Origin of the sequence: Enterobacter sp. JUb54, assembly GCF_014298075.1 — a bacterium.
Lineage (GTDB): Bacteria > Pseudomonadota > Gammaproteobacteria > Enterobacterales > Enterobacteriaceae > Klebsiella > Klebsiella lignicola.
The window spans coordinates 923,140-949,331 of the sequence record NZ_CP060418.1; the positions used below are offsets into that span (position 1 = coordinate 923,140).

Consider the following 26,192-nt stretch of genomic DNA (forward strand, 5'->3'; position numbering starts at 1 on the left):
GTTCAGAACAACTTTACTCGTAAAAAACTTCTTCTTCGGCCATCCGCGCCTCAATCTGGTTGGCGACGTTTTGCAGCGGGGCGAGATATTTCTGCGCGGCCTGCTCGATGGTCATCGCTTTGGCCATATACACCAGGTTCAGGCAACCAATCACCCGTTGCTGGAGGCGGATCGGCACGGCGATGGAGGCGATTTTCTCCTCCTGTTGCCAGCCGCGGAAGTTCTCGCCGTAACCGTTGAGGCGCGTTCGTTCGAGGATCGCGGCTAGCCTGGCTGGCTCCCGCGCCAGCTGGTATTCCACTTCCGGGCGGGCCGCGAGCAGCTCGATCATCGCCTGACGTTCGTGCTCCGGCGCGAAGGCCAGCCAGGTTAATCCCGAGGCGGTCAGCAGCAACGGCAGGCGGCGCCCGACCATCGCCCGGTGAAAGGAGAGGCGGCTAAAACGGTGGGTGGTTTCGCGTACCACCATCGCATCGACGTCCAGCGTGGTGATGTCCGTTGGCCACAATACTTCCCGCAGTAGCTCGCCCAGCAGGGGCGTTGCGAGGGCAGAAATCCAATGCTCGTCACGAAATCCCTCACTCAACTGACGGATTTTGATGGTTAAACGGAAGCTGTCATCCGAGCGGCTGCGGCGGACATAACCCTCCTCCTGCAGCGTCTCCAGCAATCGTCTGACGGTGGTGCGATGCAGGCCGCTAAACTCCGCCAGGGTGCCGACCGTGGCCCCTCCGTCGAATTTATTTAACAAATTTAATAACAATAACCCGCGGGTTAAACCGCGCACCGTTTTGTAATCTGCTGCGCTATTCTCTCGCATATTCCCTCGATAAATATCCAGATAAACAACGTTGTGCACCTGGTGCACATCAGGCGATGTTTTGATTGTAGCGCAATACCCCCTGCCTATACTGGCCTCACTATAAAAATACATTCACATCTGATTAACAAATTGTGCGGCGCCCGGTTTCCGACGCGACGGCACTTTGTCTGAGTCGTGAGGTTCTGAAATGACAACATCAAATCCGGATATTCAACCTGCTGTACAGCACACCGCCCAGGTGGTCATCGCCGGCGCGGGTCCGGTCGGCCTGATGATGGCCAACTACCTTGGCCAGATGGGGGTCAGCGTGTTGGTAGTCGAAAAGCTCGATAAGCTGATTGATTACCCACGCGCCATCGGTATTGATGACGAATCGCTGCGGGCGATGCAGGGCATCGGGCTGGTGGAGAACGTGCTGCCGCATACTACCCCGTGGCACGCGATGCGTTTTCTGACGCCGAAAGGCCGCTGCTTCGCCGATATCCAGCCGATGACCGACGAGTTTGGCTGGCCACGACGTAACGCCTTTATTCAGCCGCAGGTCGATGCGATGATGTACGAAGGGCTGCAACGCTTTCCCCACGTGCGCTGCCTGTTTTCCCGCGAAGTCGAAGCCTTCAGCCAGTCGGCGCAGGCGGTGACCCTAAATCTGAAAGGGCCGGAAGGCGAGCGCGAAACGGTTCAGGCCGACTGGCTGGTGGCCTGCGACGGCGGCGGAAGCCTGATTCGCCGCAGCTTAAATATCCCCTTTGAAGGCAAAACCGCTCACAACCAGTGGATCGTCATTGATATTGCCAACGATCCGCTGGCGACGCCGCACGTCTATCTGTGCTGCGACCCGGTACGCCCGTATGTTTCGGCGGCGTTGCCGCACGGCGTGCGCCGCTTCGAATTTATGGTGATGCCGGGCGAAACCGAAGCACAGTTGAGCGAACCGCAGAATATGCGCAACTTGCTGAGCAAAGTGCTGCCGGACCCGGACAACGTCGAACTGATCCGCCAGCGCGTCTACACCCATAACGCCCGTATCGCCGAACGCTTCCGGGTGGACCGTATCCTGCTGGCGGGCGATGCCGCGCACATCATGCCGGTGTGGCAGGGGCAGGGCTACAACAGCGGGATGCGCGATGCCTTTAACCTCGCCTGGAAACTGGCGCTGGTGGTCAACGGCAAGGCGGGGAGCGGCTTACTCGACAGCTATCAGCAGGAGCGACGCGACCATGCCAAAGCGATGATTGACCTCTCGGTCACCGCCGGCAACGTGCTGGCGCCGCCAAAACGCTGGCACGGCACCCTGCGCGATGGGATCACCTGGCTGCTGAATTACGTTCCGCCGGTGAAGCGTTACTTCCTTGAAATGCGCTTTAAGCCGATGCCGCAGTACCGCGACGGGGCGCTGCTGACGGAAGGCGCAAGCCAGACCTCGCCGGTGGGGAAAATGTTCATCCAGCCAAAAGTGACGCTGGAAGACGGCACGGTCACCTTGCTGGATGAGGTCCTCGGCGCCCGTTTCGCGATTATCGCCTGGGGCTGTAACCCGCAATGGGGGCTGAATCGCGAGCAGATCGCCCAGTGGAATGCGGTCGGGGTGCGCTTTATCCAGGTGGTGCCGGAGGTCCAGATTCACCGCCAGCAGGATAATTTCGCCGGAGTGCTGCGCGTCGGCGACACGCAAAACCGCCTGAAAAGCTGGTTTGCTGAATACGACACCGCCATCGCGGTGGTGCGGCCTGACCGTTTCGTGGCGACGGTGGCTATCCCGCAAACCCTCGGCGGAATGCTGGACCGTCTGGCAAGCAAAATGAGTCTGGCGCCGGTCGGTGACGCCGCTGCTATCAACAAGGTGGCCTGATATGAATGCCTATTTGCACTGTCTCTCTCACACCCCGCTGGTGGGCTATGTTGACCCGGAACCGGCGGTACTCGACGAAGTGAACGGCGTGATCGCCGCGGCCCGGGCGCGGATCGCCGCGTTCAACCCTGAACTGGTGGTGCTGTTTGCCCCCGACCACTACAACGGTTTTTTCTACGATGTGATGCCGCCGTTTTGCTTAGGGGTTGGTGCAACATCGATCGGCGATTTCTCCAGCGCCAGCGGGACCTTACCGGTGCCGGCGGCGCTGGCGGAAGCCTGCGCGCATTCAGTGATGAAAAGCGGCATCGACCTCGCAGTCTCCTACTGCATGCAGGTGGATCACGGCTTCGCACAGCCGCTGGAGTTCCTGCTCGGCGGACTCGATAACGTGCCGGTGCTACCGGTGTTTATTAACGGCGTTGCCACGCCGCTGCCGGGATTCCAGCGCACCCGCATGATGGGCGAGGCGATGGGGCAGTTCCTCACCACCCTCAACAAACGGGTGCTGATTCTGGGATCCGGCGGTCTGTCGCACCAGCCGCCGGTGCCGGAGCTGGCGAAGGCCGATGCCCATATGCGCGATCGCCTGCTCGGCAGCGGCAGGCAGCTGCCGCCGGAAGAGCGTGAACGGCGCCAGCATCGGGTGATCAGCGCCGCGAAGCAGTTCGTTGACGATCAGAACTCGCTCTATCCGCTGAACCCGATCTGGGACAACCGCTTTATGAGCCTGCTGGAGCAGGGACGGCTGACGGAGCTGGACGCCGTCAGCAATGACGAACTGTCGGCGATGGCCGGCAAATCAACCCACGAAATTAAAACCTGGGTGGCGGCCTTTGCGGCGCTGTCCGCGTTTGGCGACTGGCGCTGCGAAGGGCGCTACTACCGGCCGATACCGGAATGGATTGCCGGATTTGGCTCACTGAGCGCCACCCCCCGGAACTGAATCATCAGGAGAGAAATATGACTTATCAACCGCAGACCGAAGCCGCAACCAGCCGTTTTCTGACCGTCGAAGAAGGCGGAAGTACGCTGCGCGTTCACCTTAACGACTGTGGCCACGGCGCTGAAACCGTCGTGCTGCTGCACGGTTCAGGACCGGGCGCCACCGGCTGGGCTAACTTTAGCCGCAATATCGACCCGCTGGTGGCCGCAGGCTACCGCGTGCTGCTGCTGGACTGCCCCGGCTGGGGGAAAAGCGACACTATCGTCAACACCGGTTCCCGCTCTGACCTCAACGCGCGGATCCTCAAGCAGGTTGTCGATCAGTTAGGGATCGACAAGGTCCATCTGCTGGGGAACTCGATGGGCGGGCACAGCGCGGTGGCCTTCACCCTGAGCTGGCCGGAGCGCGTCGGCAAACTGGTGCTGATGGGCGGCGGAACCGGCGGCATGAGCCTGTTCACGCCGATGCCGACCGAAGGGATCAAGCTCCTGAATGCGCTGTATCGTGAACCGACCATCGAAAACCTGAAGCGCATGATGAACATCTTCGTCTTCGACACCCGCGATCTGACCGAAGCGCTGTTTGAAGCGCGGCTGAACAACATGCTGTCGCGCCGGGATCACCTCGAAAGCTTTGTGAAAAGCCTTGAGGCTAACCCGAAGCAGTTCCCGGACTTTGGCCCACGGCTGGGCGAGATCGCCGCTCAGACCCTGATCGTCTGGGGGCGCAACGATCGCTTCGTCCCGATGGATGCCGCCCTGCGTCTGCTCTCCGGGATCAACGGTGCCGAACTGCATATCTATCGCGACTGCGGCCACTGGGCGCAGTGGGAACACGCCGACAGTTTCAACCAGCTGGTGCTGGATTTCCTGGCGCGCCAATAAGGAGCCGCAATGAGCACATTTTCTCTCGAACAACTGGCGCAACGACTGCGCGATGCCGAGACTCACGGCCAGGCCATTGAGCCGCTGCGCGAGCTGATTGGCGTGGATAACGCCGACGCTGCCTACGCTATCCAGCGCCTCAACGTCGAGCACCACGTCGCCCACGGGCGGCGGATCGTCGGGCGCAAAGTGGGCCTGACCCACCCGAAAGTGCAGCAGCAGCTGGGGGTCGATCAGCCCGACTTCGGCACGCTGTTTGCCGATATGTGTTATGGCGATAACGCCCTGGTGCCGTTTTCCCGGGTGCTCCAGCCGAAGGTGGAAGCGGAAATTGCGCTGGTGCTGAAACAGGATTTGCCCCACGTCGATACCACCTTCGATGAGCTGTATGCCGCCATTGAGTGGGTGCTTCCGGCGCTGGAAGTGGTCGGCAGCCGGATCCGCGACTGGTCGATAGGCTTTGTCGATACCGTGGCGGATAACGCCTCCTGCGGCGTGTATGTCCTCGGCGGTCCGGCCCGGCATCCGGCGGGGCTGGATCTGAAAAACTGCACCATGAGCCTGACCCGTAATCAGGAAGAGGTCTCGCGCGGACTCGGCAGTGAATGCCTCGGCCATCCGCTGAATGCCGCGGTGTGGCTGGCACGCAAAATGGCCACTCTTGGGGAGCCGCTGCGCGCCGGCGATATCGTGCTGACCGGGGCGCTGGGGCCGATGGTGGCGATTAACGAAGGCGATCGCTTCGAGGCGCACATTGCAGGTATTGGTTCGGTTGCCGCCACTTTTGTGGCGACCGACGCGGTAGATAAAGGAGAGGTGGCATGAGTAAACGTAAAGTGGCGGTCGTCGGCTCCGGCAATATCGGTACCGACCTGATGATTAAGATCCTGCGTCACGGGCAGCACCTCGAGATGGCGGTGATGGTCGGTATCGACCCGCAATCTGATGGCCTGGCGCGGGCCCGCCGGATGGGCGTCGCGACGACCCACGAAGGCGTGGGCGGGTTAATGCAGATGGCGGAATTCGCCGATATCGATTTTGTCTTTGATGCCACCAGTGCCGGCGCGCACATCAAAAACGACGCCGCGCTGCGCGAGGCGAAACCAGGGATCCGCTGCATCGACCTGACTCCGGCGGCAATCGGCCCGTACTGCGTGCCGGTGGTTAACCTGGCGGATAACCTCGACCAGCACAACGTCAATATGGTGACCTGCGGCGGGCAGGCCACTATCCCGATGGTGGCGGCTGTCTCACGGGTGGCGAAGGTTCACTACGCGGAAATTATCGCCTCCATCGCCAGTAAATCGGCGGGGCCGGGCACCCGCGCCAACATCGACGAATTTACCGAAACCACCTCCCAGGCGATTGAACAAGTCGGCGGGGCGGCGAAGGGCAAGGCGATTATCGTCCTCAACCCGGCAGAGCCGCCGCTGATGATGCGCGACACGGTGTATGTCCTTAGCGAGGCGGCATCGCAGGACGCGATCGAAGCGTCGATCAACGACATGGCGGCAGCGGTACAGGCCTACGTGCCGGGCTACCGCCTGAAGCAACGGGTGCAGTTTGAGGTGATTGCGCAAGATAACCCGGTCAACCTGCCGGGCATCGGCCGCTTCTCGGGCTTGAAAACCTCGGTCTATCTGGAGGTCGAAGGGGCCGCCCACTACCTGCCATCCTACGCCGGTAACCTCGATATTATGACCTCGGCGGCGCTGGCAACGGCGGAGAAAATGGCCCAGTCAATGAACGACGCGGCGGGAGACAACGCATGAACGGTAAGAAACTTTATATCTCGGACGTGACCTTACGCGACGGGATGCACGCCATCCGTCATCAGTATTCGTTGGATAACGTACGCCAGATTGCTCGTGCGCTGGATCAGGCCGGCGTCGATTCTATCGAAGTGGCCCACGGCGATGGCCTGCAAGGGTCGAGCTTTAACTACGGCTTCGGCGCCCACAGCGATATCGAATGGATTGAGGCGGCGGCGGAATCGGTGTCGCAGGCCAAAATCGCCACGCTGCTGCTGCCGGGGATCGGCACCCTGCACGACCTGAAACAGGCCTATCAGGCGGGGGCGCGGGTGGTACGCGTCGCGACCCACTGTACGGAAGCCGATGTTTCCGCGCAGCACATCGCCTTTGCCCGCGAGCTGGGCATGGATACCGTCGGCTTTTTGATGATGAGCCACATGACCAGCGCGGAACAGCTGGCGCAGCAGGCGAAAAAGATGGAGTCCTACGGCGCCACCTGCATCTACGTCGTTGATTCCGGCGGGGCGATGAACATGAACGACATTCGCGATCGCTTCCGCGCCCTGAAGGCGGAGCTGAAGCCGGAAACCCTGACCGGGATCCACGCGCACCATAACCTGAGCCTCGGGGTGGCGAACTCGCTGGCCGCTGTGGAAGAGGGCTGCGATCGTATCGACGCCAGCCTCGCCGGGATGGGGGCCGGCGCCGGGAACGCGCCGCTGGAGGTCTTTATTGCCGCAGCGGACAAGCTCGGCTGGGATCACGGCACCGATCTGTACGCCCTGATGAACGCCGCCGATGAGCTGGTGCGCCCGCTGCAGGATCGCCCGGTGCGGGTCGATCGCGAAACCCTGGCGCTGGGTTATGCCGGCGTCTACTCCAGTTTCCTGCGCCATAGCGAAGTGGCCGCGGCGCGTTACGGCCTCAGCGCGGTAGATATTCTCGTTGAGCTGGGCAAGCGCCGGATGGTGGGCGGTCAGGAGGATATGATCGTCGATGTGGCGTTGGATCTGCTGAACCGCGCGAAATAAAACAACAGGCGGCTGGCAACGTATCAGCCGCCATTCACCTGCTCTGTTACTCCTATCGCACAGGTACTCTTATGACCACAACGACCTCTGGATCGGCTTCACGCCTGGTGTTAACCATCGGGCTTTGTTTTATGGTTGCTCTGATGGAGGGGCTGGATTTGCAGGCCGCCGGGATTGCCGCCGTCGGCATGGCCCAGGCGTTCTCGCTGGATAAAATGCAGATGGGCTGGATTTTCAGCGCCGGGATCCTCGGCCTGCTGCCCGGCGCGCTGGTGGGCGGGATGCTCGCCGACCGCCATGGCCGCAAGCGGGTGCTGATTGTCTCGGTGATGCTGTTTGGCCTGTTTTCAATCGCCACCGCGCTGGCGTGGAGCTTCCCGACGCTGTTGCTGGCCCGCCTGATGACCGGCGTAGGGCTGGGGGCAGCGCTGCCAAATCTCATCGCCTTAACCTCAGAAGCCGCCGGGCCGCGTTTTCGCGGTACCGCCGTGAGCCTGATGTACTGCGGCGTACCGATTGGCGCCGCGCTGGCGGCGGCGCTGGGCTTCTCGGGGCTGGCGTCGGCCTGGCAGACGGTATTTTGGGTCGGCGGCGTGGTGCCGCTGCTGCTGGTGCCGATGCTGGTGCGCTGGCTGCCGGAATCCGCCGTTTTTCACACCGGCGCGCAACCGGCACCGCTGCGCACGCTGCTGGCACCCGGCAACGCTTCCGCGACCTTGCTGCTGTGGCTGTGCTATTTCTTCACCTTGCTGGTGGTCTACATGCTGATCAACTGGCTGCCGATGTTGCTGGTTGAGCAGGGGTTCAGCGGCAGCCAGGCGGCTGGCGTGATGTTTGTGCTGCAGCTGGGGGCGGCCTTCGGCACCTTGCTGCTGGGGGCGTTGATGGACAAGCTCAGCCCGCTACTGATGTCGTTGCTTATCTACAGCGGCATGCTGGCGTCGTTGCTGGCGCTCGGCAGCGCATCCACCCTGACCGCGATGTTGATCTCCGGTTTTGTTGCCGGGCTGTTTGCCACCGGGGGACAAAGCGTGCTGTATGCCCTGGCGCCCCTGTTCTATCGCACTGAAATTCGCGCCACCGGCGTCGGCACCGCGGTGGCGGTCGGGCGGCTTGGGGCGATGAGCGGCCCGCTGCTGGCCGGCAAAATGCTGGCCCTGGGGACCGGCACCGTGGGGGTGATGGCCGCCTCCGCGCCGGGGATCCTGCTGGCTGGTGTGGCGGTATTCTGGCTGATGAACCGCCAACGGCGTCAGTCGCTCGCCTGAACCATCTACCCGGCCCGGCACCTGCTGGCGGGCCGGCATTACCTGGTTTGCATCTTGCGTTGCGGCAGACTTTGACCTAGGGTAAATCATCCTCCATCGATACTCTCTGCCGCCATGTCCTTTCACTCCCGTTTACTGAGCGATATTCCCGGCATCCGCTATGCCTTCCTCGACGTCCATGAAACCGCCGCCTTTCCCTATCACGAGATGGCGCCGGTGAAGCTGGTGCATGGCAATGTGGTGCATCACTACCAGGCGCCGTTGGCGGAACGTCCGCACGCCGATGCGGTCTTCACCGAATGCGGTGGGCAAAAGGTCGGGGTGGTGACGGCGGACTGCCTGCCGATGCTGATGGCCTCCCGCGACGGGCGCTTCGTCTGTAGCGTCCACGCCGGCTGGCGCGGTGCGGCAAACGGCATTATCGCCAATAGCCTTGCCTGCTTTGCGCAACAGGGCGTGGCGCCGGAAGAGGTGGTGGTAGCGATCGGGCCGCATATTCAGGCCTGCTGCTATGAAGTGACTCCGGATTTTTATCCGCAGCTTCTGGCAACGCCGGCTGGCGAACTGGCCAGCCGGCACCGGGAGCGGCTGTTTGCGCCGCGGGATGAGCACGCCATTGGCGCTGCGCAAGCCCGCGGCACGGGGCCGGATAATCAGTGGTTCGATCTGCGGGCGTTCGGCCAGCTACTGCTCGACCACGCCGGCGTGCCCGAGCGCAACGTCGAATGGCTGGGGAGCTGCACCTACTGCACGCCGCAATCCCTGGGATCGTTCCGGCGTCGCACCCACTTCCCGGCCCAGAAAACCTTCCAGTACTCGTGGATTATGCGCGACGCCTGATGCCCCGGATGCTGGCTTAGATCACCGTAAACCCGTGGGTGCCATCGCGTGCCAGCTGGTCGACGAGGCCATACTCCCACTCCAGATAGGCCACCATCGCTTCGCGGGGGTTATCCGTGCCTTCATAGGGCCGACGATAGCGGTCGCGACGCGGGGTGGCGAGGCCGCTTTCACCCTGTTCCAGCGGGCGTCCGGCGGCAATCCACGCGCTGGTTCCGCCGCGCAGCACCTGCACCGGTTTGCCGGTCAACGCCGCTACCTCGGTGACGGCGTAACGTGCCAGCAGGCTGCTGCCGCAGGTCAGCACGTAGCGACTGGCGGGCGGGATGGTCTCCAGCGCCTGTTTCAGCTGCGACCGTACCAGCCAGTAAGCCCCCGGGATATGCCGCGCCACGTAGTTGGCGCTGGTGGTGAAGTCGAGCACCACCGTGCCCGGCGTCAGCAGCTGCGCCGCCAGCTGCTCGTCGTCGATCTCATCCGCCTGCGGCGCCGGCGGCACGCTGGCGGCCGGCACGCCGCGTTCGCTAAAGTGGGCGGCGGTCAGGCCATGCAGAACCGCGGTTTCCCAACCCATCTGCGCCAGCCACGAGGCGCTCATCGCGGCGCGCACGCCGTCATCATCCAGTAGCACAATCCGCGCCCCGCGAACGCTGGCGTGGTGATCGGTCTCCTGTACCAGCTGGCCGCCAGGGGCGCTGAGGCTGCCCGGCAGATGACCATCGGCATACTCCTGGGGGCTGCGAACGTCGAACAGGTAGGTGGTGCGATCCGGCTGCTGCTGCCAGCGCTGGAGCGTCGGGAGATCGATGAAGGTCACACCGGCGCGTTGCGCCAGCTGGTTAGCCTGCTGCAGGCGGGCGCTTGAGGCCAGCGTTTCGTTGGCATAGCGGCGCTGCTGGTCGTGTTCGAGGGGCAGCCCGGCCAGGGTCCAGCCGATGGTGCCGTTACGCAGGGCGTAGACCGGGTTGCGCAGGCCGGCGTTGATTAACGACTGGGCGCCGATAATGCTGCGGGTCCGGCCCGCGCAGTTGACCACGATCGGCGTCTGGGCTGAGTTCACCAGACCCTCAATGCGCAGCGCCAGCTCGCCCCCCGGAACGCTGATGCTGCCGGGAATGCTCATGGTGTGATACTCATCGAAGCGCCGGGCATCAACGATTAACAGCGGCTCCCGGGCATCGATCAACGCGTTCAGCGCCTCGGCGGTGAGCGAAGGGGTATGGCGCCTGCTCTCTACCAGTTCGCCGAAGGCTTTACTGGCGGAGTTCACATCCTGGAACAGCTCGCCGCCGCTGCGCTGCCAGCCGCTCAGGCCGCCCTCCAGTAACGCCACGTCCTGATACCCCCACTCACGCAGGCGTTGGTACGCCGTTGCAGCAAGACCTTCGCCGTTATCGTAAACGGTGATCGGGGTAGTCAGGCGCGGCACCCGACGGTGGATCTCCAGTTCCAGCTTGCTCAGCGGCAGGTTGGCGGCGAACAGCGGGTGCGCGTCGGCGAAATCGGCCTCTTCACGCACATCAATCAACGCCACTTCACGGTGGTCGAGCAGGGCCTGGCGCACTTCCGCGGCCTGGCGATACAGATAAACGGGCATATTAATTATCCTTCGAAAAATCCCAAAGATTGGGAAGGTGGCGATTGGAGTAACCAGAGATAAACGGTTTGACGAGGCCTTCCGGGGTGTACACGGCCCGTTTCACGGCGCCGATATTGCCGCCGTAGACATGGATGCTGATGGACACCCCGTCGGCAAGGGCATTGCTGACCCGGTGAATATCCCCGTCCTCGGCAGAGACTTTTTCGACTTCGCCGGGGGAGAGGCGCGCGGCAATCCCGTCCACCACCGGCAGCCCCGCGTCATCCAGGCGATAGCGTTGGTTTTCCTCGGCGCCGCGCAGCATGCCGATGGCGCCCCACACCCGGTGATCGTGAATCGGCGTTGACTGCCCCGGTCCCCAGACAAAACTGACGATCGAAAAGCGTTGCCCGGCATCGGCGTACAGCAGGTATTGTTGATAGTGATGAGGATGCGGCAGGCTGTACTCTTCCGGTAGCCAGTCGTCGTGTTTTACCAGCAGCGCCAGACGCTGCGCTACCGCGTCGAGCAGCGGCGAGGGGAGGCTGAACTCGCGATGCAGAGCATCAACCTCTTGAATAAAATGACGTAATTTTTCCAGTCGTGGTGCGGTCATGAGCGGTTCCTGTCAGAGGGACTGGTCATTACGCTAACAAAGGCGTTAATATTATTTAAATGCAATTTACGCATATATTAATATGCAAAAATCACATTAAGGATTCTATGCGCATCGACGACATTGACGCACTGCTGGCAACGGTCCAGTTTTCCTCCCTCAATCAGGCGGCGGACTATCTGGGGATCACCCAGTCGGCCATCACCCGTCGGCTGCAGCGTCTGGAGCAGACGCTGGATGTCACCTTGCTGGAGCGCCAGACCCGGCCGCTGACGCTGACCGCCACCGGCCATCGGGTCTACGAGCAGTGCCTGAGCATCAAGCGAGAGACCAAAAAACTGTACGGATTGCTCGACCCGGAGGCGGAGCCGCACGGTATCTTGCGCCTTGGGGTGCCGCAGAGCGTGGCGGAGATCGCGCTCCAGCCGGCGCTGCTGGCGCTACGTCAGCAGTTTCCACAGCTGCAACCCCAGGTCACCTGCGGCTGGAGCGGGCTGCTGCAAAAGCGGCTGGAGAGCGTCGAGCTCGACGGTATGCTGGCGATGGGCCCGGCGCAGCAGACGTTTGCCGACGGCTACAGCGGGCGACTGCTGTGCCCGCTGGATATCGTGGTGATTGCCGCGAAAAGCCTGCGCCTGCGGGCGACGGAGCTGCGGGATTGTGCGGCTCAGGGCTGGGTGCTCAACCCCGATGGCTGCGGGCTGCGGGCGGGGCTGATCCGCGAACTGCAGGCTCAGGGGCTGCGGCTGCAGCTGAATGTCGAAACCGCGGGCGCCCGGCTGCAAATTGGCCTGGTTGCCCAGGGGCAGGGACTCGGTCTGGTGCCGCGGGCGGCGCTGGCAGCCAGCCCGTGGCGCGAGGAGGTGGTGGTGTTGACGCTGGAAGATTTTCAGCCGGCGGTGTCGCTGTGGCAGGTCAACGCGCACAACCTGGTCAATCTGCAGCAGCCCTTCACTTTTTTTGCCGGAAAAGTGGCGCAGCAGCTACAGCTATCTGACTGAAAATATGCAGGAAAGTAGTTAAATGCCTATTTTGCATATTAAGATATGATAAAAATGCATTTTGCTCATTGAATGCCGGTGTATAGGGTAACGACAGGTGCCGCCGCTGCGGCCAACCGTTATCCCGACACCAGGAGTTCAGTTATGAGCATTCAGTTTCTCGGCATGATTGGTCATCGCCTCTCATCCGAAACCATCGCCCCGGTCGGCCCCATCTTTGACCGCGATTATATCGTGCGCTTTGCGCAAACTCACGAAGCCGCCGGGTTCGATCGTCTGCTGGTCGGCCATTGGTCCGATCAACCAGACGGCTTCCTGGTGACCGCGCTGGCGGGCCTGTCGACGCAGAAGATTGGCTACCTGCTGGCCCACCGTCCGGGGTTTGTCTCGCCGACAGTCGCCGCCCGTAAATTTGCCACCCTCGAACACCTGCTTGGCGGGCGCCTGGCGGTGCATATCATCAGCGGCGGCAACGATGCCGAACAGCGCCGGGACGGCGACTATCTCGATCATGACCAGCGCTACGCCCGGACGGATGCCTTCCTCGAGACGGTGCGTCAAATCTGGACCGCCGAGCAGCCCGTGGATATCGCCAACGACTATTATCAGGCGCAGCAGGCGTGGTCGGCGATCCGCCCGCTGCAAAAACCGCATATTCCCATCTATTTTGGCGGTTCCTCCGAAGCCGCGCTGCGGGTCGCCGGTAAGCACGCCAACGTCTTTGCCCTGTGGGGCGAGTCGTTAGCGCAAACGGAAGAGACAATCCGTCGGGTGCGGGCCGAAGCGGCCAGCCACCAGCGCGAGATTGATTTCAGCGTCTCTTTCCGACCGATCGTCGCCGATACCGAAGCCGAGGCCTGGGAGAAGGCCGAACACATTTTGCACGTCGCCACCCAGCAGGCGGCGCAGGCGGGCAACGGCTTTAAAGCCAAACCTGACAGCGTGGGGGCGCAACGTCTGCGGGCCACCGCAGCCCAGGGCAATGTCGTGGATACGCGGCTGTGGACCGGGATCGCGAAACTGGTCGGCGGCGGGCATAACTCGACGGCGCTGGTCGGCACCCCGGAGCAGGTCGCCGATGCGCTGCTGGAGTACTACGACCTCGGGGTCCGCAACTTCCTGATCCGCGGTTTCGACCCTCTCAATGATGCCCAGCAATATGGCAAAGCGTTACTGCCGATTACCCGGGAGAAAGCTGCGCAGCGTGCCCTGCAGGAGCGCGCATCGTGACCCTTGCAGGCCTATCGTCAGCCCAGCCGACGGGCGACTGGGCGCAGCAGCTGACCACCATTCGCCAGCAGATAGCGGAGCAGGCGGCGGCCCTTGATCACAGCGGCGACTTTCCCGCAGGGCCGCTGGCACAGCTGCAGCAGGCCGGTTTTCTGAGCCTCGCGACGCCGGTGCAGTATGGCGGGGCGGGCGCTGATTTACCGCGTCTGCAGCAGGCGATCGCCGCCATCGCGTGGGGCGAACCGGCGACCGCGTTGATTGTCTGCATGCAGTATATCCACCATCTGCGGCTGGCGGAAAACGACGGCTGGGCGGAACCGCTGCGCCGGCAGGTCTATCGCGATGCGGTGGAACAGGGAGGGCTTATCAACAGCCTGCGGGTGGAGCCGGAACTGGGCTCGCCGGCACGCGGCGGACTGCCGCAGACCGTTGCCGAACGCACCGCCGACGGCTGGCGGTTGAACGGACACAAACTGTATACCACCGGCATCGAAGGGCTGAGCTGGCTGGCTATCTGGGCGCGCAGCGACGATGCCGAGCCGCTGGTGGGCACCTGGCTGGTACCGAAAAATAGTGACGGTGTCACTATTATCAAAAGCTGGGACCACGCCGGCATGCGCGCCACCGGCAGCCATGAAGTGGTGCTCAACGATGTGGTGATCCCCCGGGACCATGCGGTGGATATCTGGCCGCTAAGCGCCCCCCCCGCCACGGATGCCGAAAGCGTCCGGCGGTTTGCCAATCGTCAGACCGCCTTACTGGCGGCCATCTATGACAGCGTGGCCCACGCGGCGCGCGACTGGCTGCTGGGCTGGCTGCGTTCGCGCACGCCGGCCAATCTCGGTAAACCGCTCGCCACGCTGCCGAGAGTGCAGGAAAAAGTCGGCCAGATAGAGAGCGGGCTGCTGACCAACCGCTGCCTGCTTCAGCAAGCGGCCGGGCTGGCATTCACCACCAGCGAGGCCGGTCTGGCGAAGGTCACCATCACTGAAAACGCCATTCAGGCGGTCGCGCTGGCGCTGGAACTGACCGGCAATCATGGCCTGAGTCGGCAACACCCTCTGGAACGTCACTATCGCAACGTGCTGTGCGCACGGGTGCATACGCCGCAGAACGACAGCGCATGGCTGGCGGCAGGTCAACACGCTTTTCACTTATAAGGATAATGTCTATGGCCACACCCACTCTCACCCGCATCGCCGGGGCGTTGATGCTGCTGGCGCTCAGCGGCTACGCGGCGGCGCAGGAACGCGTCACCTTGCGCATCGCCGACCAGAAAGGCGGCATGCGCTCGCAGCTTGAAGCAGCCAATGCGCTGCAAAACCTTAACTATGACATCAAATGGGCCGAGTTCCCGGCCGCCGCGCCGCTGGCGGAAGCCCTCAATGCCGGCGCGGTGGATGCCGGGATTATTGGCGATGCGCCGCTGCTGTTCGCCCTCGCCAACGGGGCGCCGGTAAAAGCCATTGCCGTAGATAAAAGCAACCCGGCGGGCACCGCCGTGCTGGTATCTCCCGGCAGCCCGCTGAAGGACGCCGCGGCGTTAAAAGGCAAGCGCATTGCCACCGGCAAAGGGTCGATTGGCCACTTTGTGGCGTTGAAAGCGTTGCAGCAGGCCGGGATTTCGCCGAAGGACGTGCAGTGGGTCTTCCTCGGTCCGGTGGATGCCAAGGTGGCGCTCCTTAACGGGTCGGTGGACGCCTGGGCGACCTGGGAGCCCTATACCACCCAACTGGTGAAAACCGGCGAGGGGCAGTTCCTGGTCAGCGGCAAAGGGCTGCTGCCGGGCAATACCTTCCTGGCGGCCACCGACGAGAGCCTAAAGGACCCGGCGAAGCGGGCGGCGCTGCAGGATTATCTGACCCGTCTGGCCGGGGCGGAACGCTGGGCTTACGCCAACCTCGACAGCTATGGCAAAACGCTCGGGGAGATCATTCGTTTCCCGCCGGAAATTGCCCGGGCGCAGTTTGCCAACCGTCAGTCGCAGTGGCAGCGTCTGGACTCCCGCACCGTGGAACAGCAGCAGTCGACCGCCGATTTTTACCAGGCCAATGGCCTGATCCGCACGACGCTCGACGTCACCCCGACCTTTGACCTGACGTTTACGCTGCCGGACGCTCCCGCCGCCCAGGAGGCCACACCATGAGCCAGCACCTTCTTTCCCGCCGTCGTTTTTTACAACTGACCGGCGGCACCGCGCTGGCCGCGGCAGCGTTACCGCTGTGGGCGCATGATATGGCGGCGATGGCCGACAGCGGTGAAAATCTCGCGTTGCGCCTGGCCCAGCCCTACAAGCTGAAGCTGGCGATCAACAAGAGTGCGGTGTGTCTTGCCCCGGTGGCGGTTGCCGAACAGCAGAAGTTCTTCAGCAAATACAATCTGGACGTGGAATTCGTCAACTTTGGCAACTCGACCGACGTGCTGCTGGAGGCGATTGCCACCGGTAAAGCCGATGCCGGGGTCGGGATGGCGTTGCGCTGGCTGAAGGCGCTGGAGCAAGGGTTTGACGTCAAGCTGACCGCCGGCACCCACGGCGGCTGCCTGAATCTGCTGACCGCCAAAAACTCGCCGTTCGGCGGCCTCGCGAGCCTGAAGGGTCAGACCATTGGCGTCACCGATATGGCCGGGCCGGACAAAAACTTTTTCGCCATTTTGCTTAAGCGCCACGGCATAGACCCGATTAGCGACGTGCAGTGGAAAGTCTATCCGGCGGACCTGCTCAGCATTGCGCTGGATAAACAGGAGATCGCCGCCATCAGCGGTAGCGAACCGTTCAGCTACCGCCTGCTGCAAAGCGGCAAATATCAGCTGATCGCCAGCAACATGAACGGCGATTACGCCAATCTCAGCTGCTGTGTGCTGGGGGTGAGCGGGGCGCTGGCCCGCGACCACCGGCCGGTGGCTGCGGCGCTGACTCAGGCGATCCTCGAAGCGCACAGCTACGCGGCGGCCCATCCGGAAAGCGTGGCCCAGTCGTTTATGGCCCATGCCTTAAATACCGATGAAGCCGAAGTCTCGGGCATTATTCACGGCCAGGGCCATGGACATCACGCGGTCGGGGAGGCCTTTGTCAACGAGTTGACCCAGTACGTCACCGACCTGCAACGGGTGCAGGTGATCAAACCGGGGACCGATCCTCATCAGTTTGCGGAGAGTATCTATGCCAACGTATTCGCCTGAACGGCGGCTGCCGCTGGCCGGGGCGCGTTATCCTCAGTGGGCTGAAGGGTGGTTAGCCGCCGCGCTGTGGCTGGCGGCAGGCGGCTTTACCCTCGCCTGGCCGGATGCCGGGCGGCGCTGGCCCTACAGCGAGACCTGGGCGCTGATGCAGTTCAGCCTCGCCGGCGGGTTGCTGGTGCTGGCGCTGAGCTACCGCTACTGGCGCCAGCGGGGCGCTCGTCTGCTGCATGCCGGTAAATGGCTGGCGCTGCTGCCGCTGCTGTTTGTCCTGTGGGAGTGGCTGACCGCCAAAACGACGATTCTGCCGGTGCCGTTTTTTGCCCCGCCGCAGGCGCTGATTGGCGTGCTGGTGGATGACTGGCCGCGTCTGCTGGAGAGCCTGCTGCACTCGCTGGGACTGCTGAGCCTTGGGGTGCTGCTCGGCACCACCTGCGGTTTTATCAGCGGGCTGGCGATCGGCTGGTCCCAGCGGATTGGCTACTGGCTGCATCCGGTGCTGCGCCTGTTGGGGCCGGTTCCCTCCACCGCGCTGCTGCCGCTGTGCCTGTTTATCTTCCCCTCAAGCTTTGGCGCCAGCGTGTTTCTGATTGCCCTCAGCACCTGGTTTCCGGTCACCGTACTGACCTGGTCCGGAGTGGTGAGCATCGATAAAGCCTGGTATGACGTGGCGCGGACGCTGGGGGCCAGCCAGCGCTTTCTGATCCTGCGGGTGGCGATCCCCGCGGCGTTGCCGAACGTCTTCGTTGGGCTGTTTATGGGGCTAGGGGCATCGTTTTCGGTGCTGATCGTCGCCGAAATGGTGGGGGTGAAAGCGGGGATCGGCTTCTATCTGCAGTGGGCCCAGGGCTGGGCCGCCTATCCCAATATGTACGCCGCGCTGCTGGTGATGGCCTTGCTATGTTCTGGCCTGATTAGCGGCCTCTTTCTGGTGCGCGACCGACTGCTGATATGGCAGCGAGGAGGAATGAAATGGTAGCGCTGGCACAGACCCGGACCGCGGCAGCATCAGGGGCGGCGGTTGAGATCCATCATCTGCAGCATGCTTTTACGCTCGGCAAAGAGCCGGTACCGGTGCTGCAAAATATCAGCCTGCAGCTGCGTGCCGGGGAGAGCGTGGCGCTGCTCGGGCCTTCGGGCTGCGGGAAATCCACGCTACTGCGGCTGCTGGCGGGGCTGGAGCCGTTGCAGGAGGGGCAGATCCGCATCGATAACGCCCCGATGCCGGGACCGGGGCCGGAGCGGATTCTGGTGTTTCAGGACCCGACGCTCTACCCGTGGCTGACGGTGCGGCAAAACGTGCTGCTCGGGCCGCAGGCCCAGGGCAAGAAGGGCTGGGAAGCCCAGGCCGATGCGCTGATTGCCCGTATCGGCTTGCAGAGCTTCAGCGAGGCGTGGCCGCGACAGCTCTCCGGCGGCATGGCCCAGCGCGCCGCGCTGGCACGGGCGCTGCTCAATGAGCCTCGTCTGCTGCTGCTGGATGAGCCACTCGGCAAGCTGGATTCGCTGACCCGCATCAGCATGCAGCGCGAGCTGATTGGCCTGTGGCAGCAGCAGGGATACACCAGCCTGCTGGTGACCCACGACATCGAAGAGGCGCTGCTGCTGTGCGAACGGGTGCTGGTGATGTCGCCGCGACCGGGGCGAATCATTGCGGAATTCACGTTGCCGCTGGCGTTTCCACGCCATCGCGATAACCCGCAGCTGCTGGAATACCGGCAGAATATTTTGCGTATTCTTGGACAGGAAGAGGACTGGTAGCGTCAGGCGGGCGGGGAAAAACGGCCCGGACAGGCCGCCGTTTATTATCCACAGCGGCGCTGTCCGGGACAGGGTGACGGACTCAGAAGTCCATTTTCACCGTGAACTGCACTTCGCGCGGATCGCCGATCTGGTTGCCCAGGTTGTTGGTGGCGATGGAGGAGGTGTAGTAGGTCTTATCAAACAGGTTCTTCACGTTCACCTGCAGGGTGACCGGGTACTGTAGCTTCATCTTATAGGCGGCAAAGACATCGGCCACCGCGTAGCCCTGCAGATAATAATCCGCGCCGTTGGTGCCCGAGCGCTTGCTCACCGCGCGACCGCCGCCGCCGACGGTCAGGGTGTTGCTGTCGTAGACGTTATGGAGGCCGTAGCTCAGGAACAGCGAACCGGTGTGTTTTGGCACATTAGGCAGCGGTTTGCCGGCGTAGTCCGGATCGTCAAGCACCTTGGCGTCGGTGTAGCCGTAGCTGGCGATAACGTTCAGGTTGTCGGTGATCGCGCCGGCCAGATCCACCTCAACCCCACGGGAACGCACTTTGCCTGCGGTCTTGGCAACAGTCTCATCGCCGACGCTTTCGGTGTACATCACGTTGCGTTTATGGATATCAAACAGCGCGATATTGGCGGTAATGCCGTCTAACAGGTCAAACTTCGCGCCGACTTCATAGGATGTGGACTCTTCCGGCGGCAGGTTGCCGATGTAGCTGGCGATCGACGACTGCGGCATAAACGACTGGGCCACGTTGCCGAACAGCGACACGTTTGGCGTCAGCTTATAGACCAGGCCAAACTTCGGCGTCCATTTCTGATCGCGGCTGTCGGTGTTGACGTTAAACGGCCGACCTTTACCCGCATACTGGGTGTAGTACTGATAGCGGACCCCGGCGACGGCAATCCAGTTATCGGTCAGATACAGCGCGTCCTGAACGTAGGCGGCGTAACTCTCCTGCTGGATGGTCTGATCGCTATCGGACGCCGACACGGTGTTACAGGTGCCGACCGTACCGTACACCGGGTTGTAGATATTGAACCCTTTAACGTTTTTGCAGCGAATCATGTCGGTACGCAGCAGATCGTAATACTCATAGGCGACGCCGGTGAGTACTTCGTTATAAAAGCCGCCAACCACCACGTTGCCCTGCAGATCGGCCCGGGTAGAGTGCATTTTCTGCGTCGAACCGTGGGTCGCATCGACGCGGCGGGTCAGATCGCCGGTCGCTGAATCGTAGGCCGTGACCCGGGCCTGGTTATCGTTGTAGTGATCCTGGCTGTAGCTGTAGTCAAAGCGGGCGGTCCAGGCGTCGTTCAGACGGTATTCGGCATTCAGCTGCGCCAGGTCGGAATAGCCATCGGTGATGTTAAACGGTTCTTCAAAACGGGTTTTGCGATCGACGTTCACCGCATGGCCGGTATTGAGATCGAAGATGGTCCCGCGATCGAACGGCGTATTGTAATCGCGGTGCGAGTAAGAGACGTTCACCGTCGCGTTGTCGCCAAACCAGGTCAGAGAAGGGGCGATAAAACTGCTTTTCTCTTTGCCGAAGTTGCGCCAGTAATCTTCATGTTGATATTCGCCGATGATGCGATAGGCCAGCCGGGTCCCTTCGATAGGGCCGGTGACGTCAAACTGGCCGGTTCCGCCGCCGAAGCTAGTGGAGGTCGCGGAGATAGAGCCGCCGAAGGTGCGCTCCGGGCGTTTCGTCACCACGTTAATTAATCCGCCGGGATCGAGAATACCGTACAGCGTCGACGCCGGGCCTTTCAGCACTTCGACGCGCTCGGTGGCGGCGGTAAAGCTGCGCGGCAGGACGGTACGCAGGCCGTTGGTCATGATCGAACCGTCGCGGTTGGCGCCAAAACCACGGCGGGTAAAGGCATCCTGGGTGCCGCCCAGCGTGTTGGTCTGAACGACGTTGGCGACGTTATACAACGCCTCGTCGAGGGTGGTCGCGTGCTGGTCTTCCAGCACTTTGTCGCTAACGGTATTCACGACCTGCGGAATATCCATTAGCGGCATCGACGTCAGCGTCGCCGTTGAACTGGTCACCGGCTGATAGCCGTTGGTCGCCGGCTGCTGCGACTTGTCGGCCACCACGGTGATGGTTTCATCGGCGGTGGTTTTATCGCTGGTGCTGCTGTTTTCTGCTGCAACTAATCCCGGTGAGGCAAAGGAACCTAAAAATATCAGTGAAAAAAGCGCGCGCCCTTTCAGCGTAGTGAAAGGGATCGTTGATTGAGTCATTATCTGTTTCTCGCGAACGCATCTGTCCTTTGCGGACAGAAAAGCCAATTAAATCATTGCCCTTAACAATATTATCTGCCCGTTATTCGCGGTAATTTGCGCTCAGGCATGTAATTGAGAATCATTCAACCATGCGGGAATGTAGTAGTAAATGTTATGTAAGATAAAAAATCATCAGCCCGCCACCGCGGCCGTTTTGCCCGTTAACGGCGTCATGTAATTCGATTAATATATTGTTTATAAACGAATAAATAGATTGTTGTTGTTGAGGTGTATTCCGTAGTGATGACGGGCGCTGCCTGAAGCGTTGGGGTATTGACTACTACATTCATCCGCCGCATGATCAAAAGAGAATGAGATTTATTTTTGTTTGAGTGCGAACGTGCGGGCGCGATGCCACGCCGTTGCGGCGCAGGAGTGAGTTATGCCACAGCGGGTGATGCCTGCAGAGCAGGGGATCGTACTGGATGCCCTGTCGGCCGGATATGGCCAGACCCTGATTGTCGACGATATTCATCTGACGATCCCTCACGGTAAAATGACGGTGCTGGCCGGGGCCAACGGCTCGGGTAAATCCACGCTGCTGTCGACCATCGCCCGTATGCTGAAGCCGCTTGGCGGCAGCGTTCGTCTGGACGGGCAGTCCATTCACGAGATGCCGACCCGGGCGGTTTCACGCCAGTTAGGCATTCTGCCGCAGTCGCCGCTGACCCCGGAAGGGCTGACGGTGTTTGAACTGGTTTCGCGCGGGCGCTATCCCTGGCAGGGGTTTATGCGCCAGTGGTCGGATGCCGACCAACAGGCGGTGGAAGAGGCGATGGCGCTCACCGGCACCACGGAATTTGCCCGTCTGCCGGTAGACAGCCTCTCCGGCGGCCAGCGACAGCGCTGCTGGATAGCCATGGCGCTGGCCCAGCAAACGGCGACCATTCTGCTCGACGAACCCACCACCTGGCTCGATCTGCGCTACCAGGTCGATATCCTCGAACTTCTGCAAACCCTGACCCGTGAGCACGGGCGTACGGTGGTCACGGTGCTGCACGACCTGAACTTCGCGGTCAACTACGCCGACCTGCTGGTGTTCCTCAAGCAGGGGCGGATCGCCGGCGTAGTGGGGGAAGATGAACGCTGTACCCCGGCGCTGATCAAAACCGTGTTTGACGTTGAGGTCCAGATGTCCCTGAACCCGCAAACCGGTAAACCTTTCTTCATGCCATTCCGCTCGCCGCAGGGGGCGGGGCAATGAGTGCCGCCGCGCTGGTGCTGCCGCGCCGTCGTCAGTCGCGCCCGCTGCTGGCGTTGGTCCTGCTGATGCTGCTGCTGGCCGGGGCGTCGGTGATCCATCTGGGGCTTGGGGCGCGCTGGATTGCGCCGCAGACGATCCTGCAGGCGCTGACCCATTACGATCCGCGCAATTTTGACCACCGGATCATCGTCGATCTGCGGCTGGTCCGCCTGCTGGCGGCGCTGCTCACCGGGGCGGTGCTCGGCGTGGCCGGGCTGTTGCTGCAGACGGTGATTCGTAACCCGCTGGGAGAACCGCATATTCTCGGGCTGAACGCCGGCGCGTCGTTGGCGGTGGTGGGCACCTCGGCGTTGGGGCTGGGCGGGCTGGCGTGGGAGCGTCCGCTGATTGCCGCCTGTGGTGGGGCGTTGCTGTTCGGCGGGGTGATGCTGCTGGCGACCTCCGGGCGCGGCGGGACGACGCCGCTGCGCATCACCCTGTGCGGGGTGGCGCTCTCGGCCTTTGCTTCTGCGGTGACCGCGGCCATCCTGATCCTCGATGAGCAGACGCTGCTGGCAATGCGCACGTGGCTGGCGGGCGATCTGGCCGGGCTGAACGGCGCCATCCTGCGTTCGGCGGCGGTGCCGGCGCTGGCGGGGGCGCTGCTGGCGTTGTTTATCGCGCCACGGCTGAATATCCTGGCGCTGGGCGATAATGTGGCGCTGGGGCTGGGGGTCAAGATCGCCCAGACCCGGCTGCTTGGCCTGGCGGCGATTGCTCTGCTGTGCGGCTCGGCGGTGGCGGTAGCCGGGCCGATCGGCTTTGTCGGCCTCGTGGTCCCGCATATTGTTCGCCGGCTGATCAGCGAGGATCTGCGTCTGGCGTTGCCGCTGGCGGCCCCCGTCGGGGCGCTGGTGCTGGTAGTGGCCGACATTGCCGCGCGCACCCTCGTCGCACCGCAGGAGCTGGCCACCGGGGCGATGACCGCGCTGGTGGGCGCTCCGGTATTTATCTTTATTGCCGCGAGATTTTTTAAATGAAAAACGTAGCCGCTCACGCCGGTTTTCGCCCGCTGCGGGTCGGGTCCTGCCAGCTGCTCATCCGCCCGGCGGCGCTGAAAATCGCCGGCGTGTTGATTGTCGCGATCCTGCTTCTGGCGTGCTTTGGCCTGGCGCGCGGCAGCTTCCCGCTGCCGACGGGCACGCTGGCCCGCGCGTTGTTTGCCCCGCAGGATCTGGCGGAGCAGCCACGCTTTATCCTGTTTGATATCCGCCTGCCCCGGCTGCTGATGGCGCTGCTCTGTGGGGCGATGCTCGGCCTGGCGGGCGCGGCGATGCAGAGTATTACCCGCAACGGCCTGGCCGACCCGGGGCTGATTGGCGTCAAAGAGGGGGCCAGCGTGGTGGTGCTGGCGCTGATTCTGTTTTTCCCGGCGCTGGGGCTGGTCTGGCGACCGCTGGCGGGGATCCTTGGCGGGCTGCTGGTGGCGCTGCTGGTGCTGGCGCTGGCCCGCGACTGCGCCCGTCCGCGCTTTATTTTGATCGGTATCGGCGTCTCCTGGACGCTGGCGTCGGCGGTGGGCATCTTCATGACGACCGCCGATGTCCGCGATGTGCAGACCGCCATGATCTGGCTGGCCGGAAGCCTGCATGCCGCAACCTGGCCGCTGCTGGCGGTGGCCCTCATCTGGGCGCTTCCGGGCGCGCTGATTTTGCTACTCACCGCCAGGGCGGCAGACGTGGCGCTGCTTGGGGATCGCACCGCCGTCGGGCTGGGAGTGCGGCTGCAGAGCCTGACCCTGCTGCGTTTTTTCGCGCCGGTGCTGCTGACCTCCGCCAGCGTCTCCTGCGTCGGCAGTCTGGGGTTTGTCGGCCTGATGGCGCCGCATATGGCGCGCTTTGTGCTGCGCGGTGGCCAGGTGGCGCTGCTGTGCGGCAGCGCGTTGATCGGTGCGCTGCTGGTGCTGCTGACCGACACCATCGGCCGTCTGGCCTTTGCGCCATTGCAAATTCCGGCCGGGATCGTTATCGCCCTGGTCGGGTGTCCATTTTTTATCTTGCTGCTGTGGCGTCGTCGTGACGCCCTGTAACGTTGAAGGGTTGCTATGCGTTGGTTGATCTCTTTGCTGTTGGTGGTGGGCGCTGCTGCTGGTGCCGCCGAAGGTCAGACTCAAATATTTACCGACGATCTCGGTCGGGCGGTGACGGTACCGCTGCATCCGCAGCGCATTGTCTCAATGCACGACCTCGATATCACAATCCCGCTGATTGAGCTTGGGGTGCCGCCGGTGGCCAGCCACGGACGAACTCGTCCGGACGGCAGCCATTTTCTGCGCTCCAGCGCCCAACTGACCGGCATCGATTTCGATAACAGCGCGATTCAGTTTATCGGCACGGCGGATATCGACCTTGAAGCGGTGGCGGCGGCAAAGCCGGATCTGATCATCACCGAACCGAGTCGTCACGTCTCCGTCGAGCAGTTGCAGAAGATTGCCCCGACGGTCAGCATTGACCACCTGCAGGGCAGCGCGCCGCGGATTTACAGCAAGCTGGCGCAGCTCACCGGCAGCGAAGCGCGGCTGGCGATCCTCGAACGGCGCTACCAGGCGCAGATCGCCCAGCTTAAAGCGATGGTCGACACCCAACATATCAGCGTGTCGGTAATTCAGGCCAACAACGGCAAAGTGACCGTGCACCACTCATATCATGCCCTGGGACGGGTGCTGCGCGATGCCGGCTTCCGTTTCCCGCCGCTGATCGACAAGATCCCCGACGGCCAGCGCATTGACGTCAGCGCCGAACAGCTGCCGGAACTGGATGCGGACTTTGTTTTTGCCACCTGGCGCTCGGACACCGGCGGAAAACCGCAGGACGAGCTACAGGCGATGGAGGCGGTGATGCCCGGCTGGTGCGACTTTATGCGCGCCTGTCGTACCGGGCGCTATATCCTGCTGCCGCGCGAAGAGGTGATCTCTAACTCCTTTGCCGCCCTGAGCCTGATGGTGGCGCAGGTGCAATCGCATATTGCCGGGCGGCCTTTGCCGGCGGGGCTGAAATGAAAACCGCGGTGAAGAAAGAGAAAGGGCGGGTCGACCTGTTTGGCGACCGTTTCCGCGCCCGGGCGCATCAGCTGTCGCCGCGTCTGCTGGCGGTGGTCAGCTATATCAACGAAAATCGCGAAGTGGTGCTGGAGCGCACGGCGATGGAGATTGCCGCCGCGACCCACACCTCGGACGCCACGGTGGTGCGGGCGATTCAGGCGCTGGGGTTTGCCGGTCTGCGCGAACTGAAGCAGACCATGGAGCGCTGGTTTGGCCCCTCGGTCACCTCGTCGGAGAAAATGCTCTCTACGGTCAACGCTCTCTCAAGCGACGTCAATTCGAGCATCGATTTTGTGCTTGAGGGGCATCAGCGCGCCTGCGAAGTGCTGTCCCGTCCCGCCAACCGGGCCGCCGTCGCCCAGGCGGTGGCGCTGCTCAGCGAGGCGCGGCAGGTGGCGATTTTCGGCATCGGGGCCTCGGGGATTCTGGCGGAGTATACCGGCCGACTGTTCAGCCGCATCGGTTTACCCTCCTACGTGATGAACCGGACCGGATTCAGCCTGGCCGAGCAGCTGATCAATCTGCAACGCGGGGACGTGATGATTATGATGGGGCAAAAATCGCCGCATCGTGAAGGGATGACCGCGCTGCGGGAGGCCCGACGGCTGGGGATCCCGACGATTCTGCTGACTCAGGCGGTGGACTCGCGCTTTAGCCAGGAGGCGCAGGTGGTGATTGACGTCCCGCGCGGCGGCGATAATGGCCGGGTGCCGCTGCACGGTACGGTGCTGGTGTGTCTTGAGATGCTGGTGCTGTCGGTTGCGACCACCTCGCCGCAGCGAACCATCAAGTCGATGAAGCGCATTAACGAATTGCACAAGGCGATCGGCAAGTCCGGCGGCAAGCGCGGCTAAGCGGAG

23 protein-coding genes and 1 pseudogene are annotated in these 26,192 nt (G+C 62.6%); 20 read left to right on the top strand and 4 right to left on the bottom strand.

Translation table 11 applies throughout. From position 1 onward, the window contains the following. Positions 1 to 13: 13 nt before the first annotated feature. The gene (locus tag HF679_RS04140; protein ID WP_123755495.1) at positions 14 to 820 is read right to left on the bottom strand and encodes a DNA-binding transcriptional regulator; all 807 of its coding nucleotides are present in this window, start codon (positions 818 to 820) and stop codon (positions 14 to 16) included. A 190-nt stretch (positions 821 to 1,010) separates the two neighbouring features. Here HF679_RS04140 and HF679_RS04145 point away from each other — a divergent pair, with 190 nt between their 5' ends. From HF679_RS04145 to HF679_RS04180, 8 genes are all read left to right on the top strand, one after another. Next, entirely contained in the window at positions 1,011 to 2,675 is a 1,665-nt protein-coding gene (locus HF679_RS04145) for a bifunctional 3-(3-hydroxy-phenyl)propionate/3-hydroxycinnamic acid hydroxylase (RefSeq protein WP_187042634.1), read from the top strand. Position 2,676: 1 nt separating this feature from the next. Continuing rightward, positions 2,677 to 3,621: a 2,3-dihydroxyphenylpropionate/2,3-dihydroxicinnamic acid 1,2-dioxygenase gene (mhpB, locus tag HF679_RS04150; protein WP_123754681.1), complete on the top strand. Its 945-nt coding sequence runs from the start codon at positions 2,677 to 2,679 to the stop codon at positions 3,619 to 3,621. A 17-nt stretch (positions 3,622 to 3,638) separates the two neighbouring features. After that, positions 3,639 to 4,505, top strand: coding sequence for a 2-hydroxy-6-oxonona-2,4-dienedioate hydrolase (gene mhpC / locus HF679_RS04155; RefSeq protein ID WP_123754680.1), 867 nt, complete (start codon positions 3,639 to 3,641; stop codon positions 4,503 to 4,505). A gap of 9 nt (positions 4,506 to 4,514) precedes the next feature. After that, positions 4,515 to 5,330: a 2-keto-4-pentenoate hydratase gene (gene mhpD / locus HF679_RS04160; protein WP_123754679.1), complete on the top strand. Its 816-nt coding sequence runs from the start codon at positions 4,515 to 4,517 to the stop codon at positions 5,328 to 5,330. Further along, positions 5,327 to 6,277, top strand: a complete 951-nt coding sequence (gene mhpF / locus HF679_RS04165; protein ID WP_123754678.1) for an acetaldehyde dehydrogenase — start codon at positions 5,327 to 5,329, stop codon at positions 6,275 to 6,277. Before mhpD ends, mhpF begins: the two co-directional genes overlap by 4 nt. Further along, positions 6,274 to 7,290 (top strand): 4-hydroxy-2-oxovalerate aldolase, encoded by a 1,017-nt coding sequence (gene mhpE, locus HF679_RS04170; RefSeq protein ID WP_123754677.1) that lies wholly within the window; start codon positions 6,274 to 6,276, stop codon positions 7,288 to 7,290. Before mhpF ends, mhpE begins: the two co-directional genes overlap by 4 nt. Positions 7,291 to 7,361: 71 nt before the next feature. Then, positions 7,362 to 8,558, top strand: a complete 1,197-nt coding sequence (mhpT, locus tag HF679_RS04175) for a 3-(3-hydroxy-phenyl)propionate transporter MhpT (protein ID WP_154145105.1) — start codon at positions 7,362 to 7,364, stop codon at positions 8,556 to 8,558. A 114-nt stretch (positions 8,559 to 8,672) separates the two neighbouring features. Further along, a complete protein-coding gene (locus tag HF679_RS04180; protein ID WP_187042635.1) occupies positions 8,673 to 9,398 on the top strand; it encodes a polyphenol oxidase family protein in 726 nt (241 codons plus the stop codon). Between the two features lie 16 nt (positions 9,399 to 9,414). Here HF679_RS04180 and HF679_RS04185 read toward each other — a convergent pair whose 3' ends face one another. Together HF679_RS04185 and HF679_RS04190 are read right to left on the bottom strand one after the other, a co-directional pair. Next, entirely contained in the window at positions 9,415 to 10,995 is a 1,581-nt protein-coding gene (locus HF679_RS04185) for a rhodanese homology domain-containing protein (protein WP_123754674.1), read from the bottom strand. A 1-nt stretch (position 10,996) separates the two neighbouring features. Continuing rightward, positions 10,997 to 11,593, bottom strand: coding sequence for a cysteine dioxygenase (locus HF679_RS04190; protein WP_123754673.1), 597 nt, complete (start codon positions 11,591 to 11,593; stop codon positions 10,997 to 10,999). A gap of 107 nt (positions 11,594 to 11,700) precedes the next feature. Between HF679_RS04190 and HF679_RS04195 the strand changes: the two genes are divergently transcribed. From HF679_RS04195 to HF679_RS04225, 7 genes and pseudogenes are all read left to right on the top strand, one after another. Continuing rightward, entirely contained in the window at positions 11,701 to 12,594 is an 894-nt protein-coding gene (locus HF679_RS04195; RefSeq protein ID WP_123754672.1) for a LysR family transcriptional regulator, read from the top strand. A 144-nt stretch (positions 12,595 to 12,738) separates the two neighbouring features. Continuing rightward, positions 12,739 to 13,828, top strand: a pseudogene (locus HF679_RS04200) (LLM class flavin-dependent oxidoreductase); the annotation flags it as partial. Beyond that, a complete protein-coding gene (locus HF679_RS04205) occupies positions 13,821 to 14,984 on the top strand; it encodes an acyl-CoA dehydrogenase family protein (RefSeq protein WP_123754670.1) in 1,164 nt (387 codons plus the stop codon). The pseudogene HF679_RS04200 and the gene HF679_RS04205, both read left to right, overlap by 8 nt. Positions 14,985 to 14,995: 11 nt before the next feature. Beyond that, positions 14,996 to 15,970, top strand: a complete 975-nt coding sequence (locus tag HF679_RS04210; RefSeq protein WP_187042636.1) for an ABC transporter substrate-binding protein — start codon at positions 14,996 to 14,998, stop codon at positions 15,968 to 15,970. Continuing rightward, positions 15,967 to 17,004, top strand: coding sequence for an ABC transporter substrate-binding protein (locus tag HF679_RS04215; protein WP_123754668.1), 1,038 nt, complete (start codon positions 15,967 to 15,969; stop codon positions 17,002 to 17,004). The genes HF679_RS04210 and HF679_RS04215 overlap by 4 nt, the downstream gene beginning before the upstream one ends. After that, complete coding sequence (locus tag HF679_RS04220; RefSeq protein WP_187042637.1) at positions 16,985 to 17,980, top strand: ABC transporter permease; 996 nt, start codon at positions 16,985 to 16,987, stop codon at positions 17,978 to 17,980. Before HF679_RS04215 ends, HF679_RS04220 begins: the two co-directional genes overlap by 20 nt. Then, the gene (locus HF679_RS04225) at positions 17,974 to 18,762 is read left to right on the top strand and encodes an ABC transporter ATP-binding protein (protein WP_123754666.1); all 789 of its coding nucleotides are present in this window, start codon (positions 17,974 to 17,976) and stop codon (positions 18,760 to 18,762) included. Before HF679_RS04220 ends, HF679_RS04225 begins: the two co-directional genes overlap by 7 nt. A gap of 82 nt (positions 18,763 to 18,844) precedes the next feature. On the opposite strand, the gene HF679_RS04230 is transcribed toward HF679_RS04225, so the two are convergent. Continuing rightward, complete coding sequence (locus tag HF679_RS04230; RefSeq protein WP_261802976.1) at positions 18,845 to 21,007, bottom strand: TonB-dependent siderophore receptor; 2,163 nt, start codon at positions 21,005 to 21,007, stop codon at positions 18,845 to 18,847. 424 nt (positions 21,008 to 21,431) lie between these two features. On the opposite strand from HF679_RS04230, the gene HF679_RS04235 reads away from it, so the two are divergent. From HF679_RS04235 to HF679_RS04255, 5 genes are read left to right on the top strand one after another with little or no spacing between them, the layout of a single operon-like run. After that, positions 21,432 to 22,253 carry an ABC transporter ATP-binding protein gene (locus HF679_RS04235; protein ID WP_123754665.1) on the top strand — a complete coding sequence of 274 codons (822 nt, stop codon included), beginning with the start codon at positions 21,432 to 21,434 and terminating at the stop codon, positions 22,251 to 22,253. Continuing rightward, entirely contained in the window at positions 22,250 to 23,272 is a 1,023-nt protein-coding gene (locus HF679_RS04240; protein ID WP_187042638.1) for a FecCD family ABC transporter permease, read from the top strand. Before HF679_RS04235 ends, HF679_RS04240 begins: the two co-directional genes overlap by 4 nt. After that, positions 23,269 to 24,321, top strand: coding sequence for a FecCD family ABC transporter permease (locus HF679_RS04245; RefSeq protein ID WP_123754663.1), 1,053 nt, complete (start codon positions 23,269 to 23,271; stop codon positions 24,319 to 24,321). Before HF679_RS04240 ends, HF679_RS04245 begins: the two co-directional genes overlap by 4 nt. Positions 24,322 to 24,336: 15 nt before the next feature. Beyond that, positions 24,337 to 25,290, top strand: coding sequence for an iron-siderophore ABC transporter substrate-binding protein (locus HF679_RS04250; protein WP_123754662.1), 954 nt, complete (start codon positions 24,337 to 24,339; stop codon positions 25,288 to 25,290). Next, positions 25,287 to 26,186 carry a MurR/RpiR family transcriptional regulator gene (locus HF679_RS04255; protein WP_123754661.1) on the top strand — a complete coding sequence of 300 codons (900 nt, stop codon included), beginning with the start codon at positions 25,287 to 25,289 and terminating at the stop codon, positions 26,184 to 26,186. Before HF679_RS04250 ends, HF679_RS04255 begins: the two co-directional genes overlap by 4 nt. Positions 26,187 to 26,192: the final 6 nt, after the last annotated feature.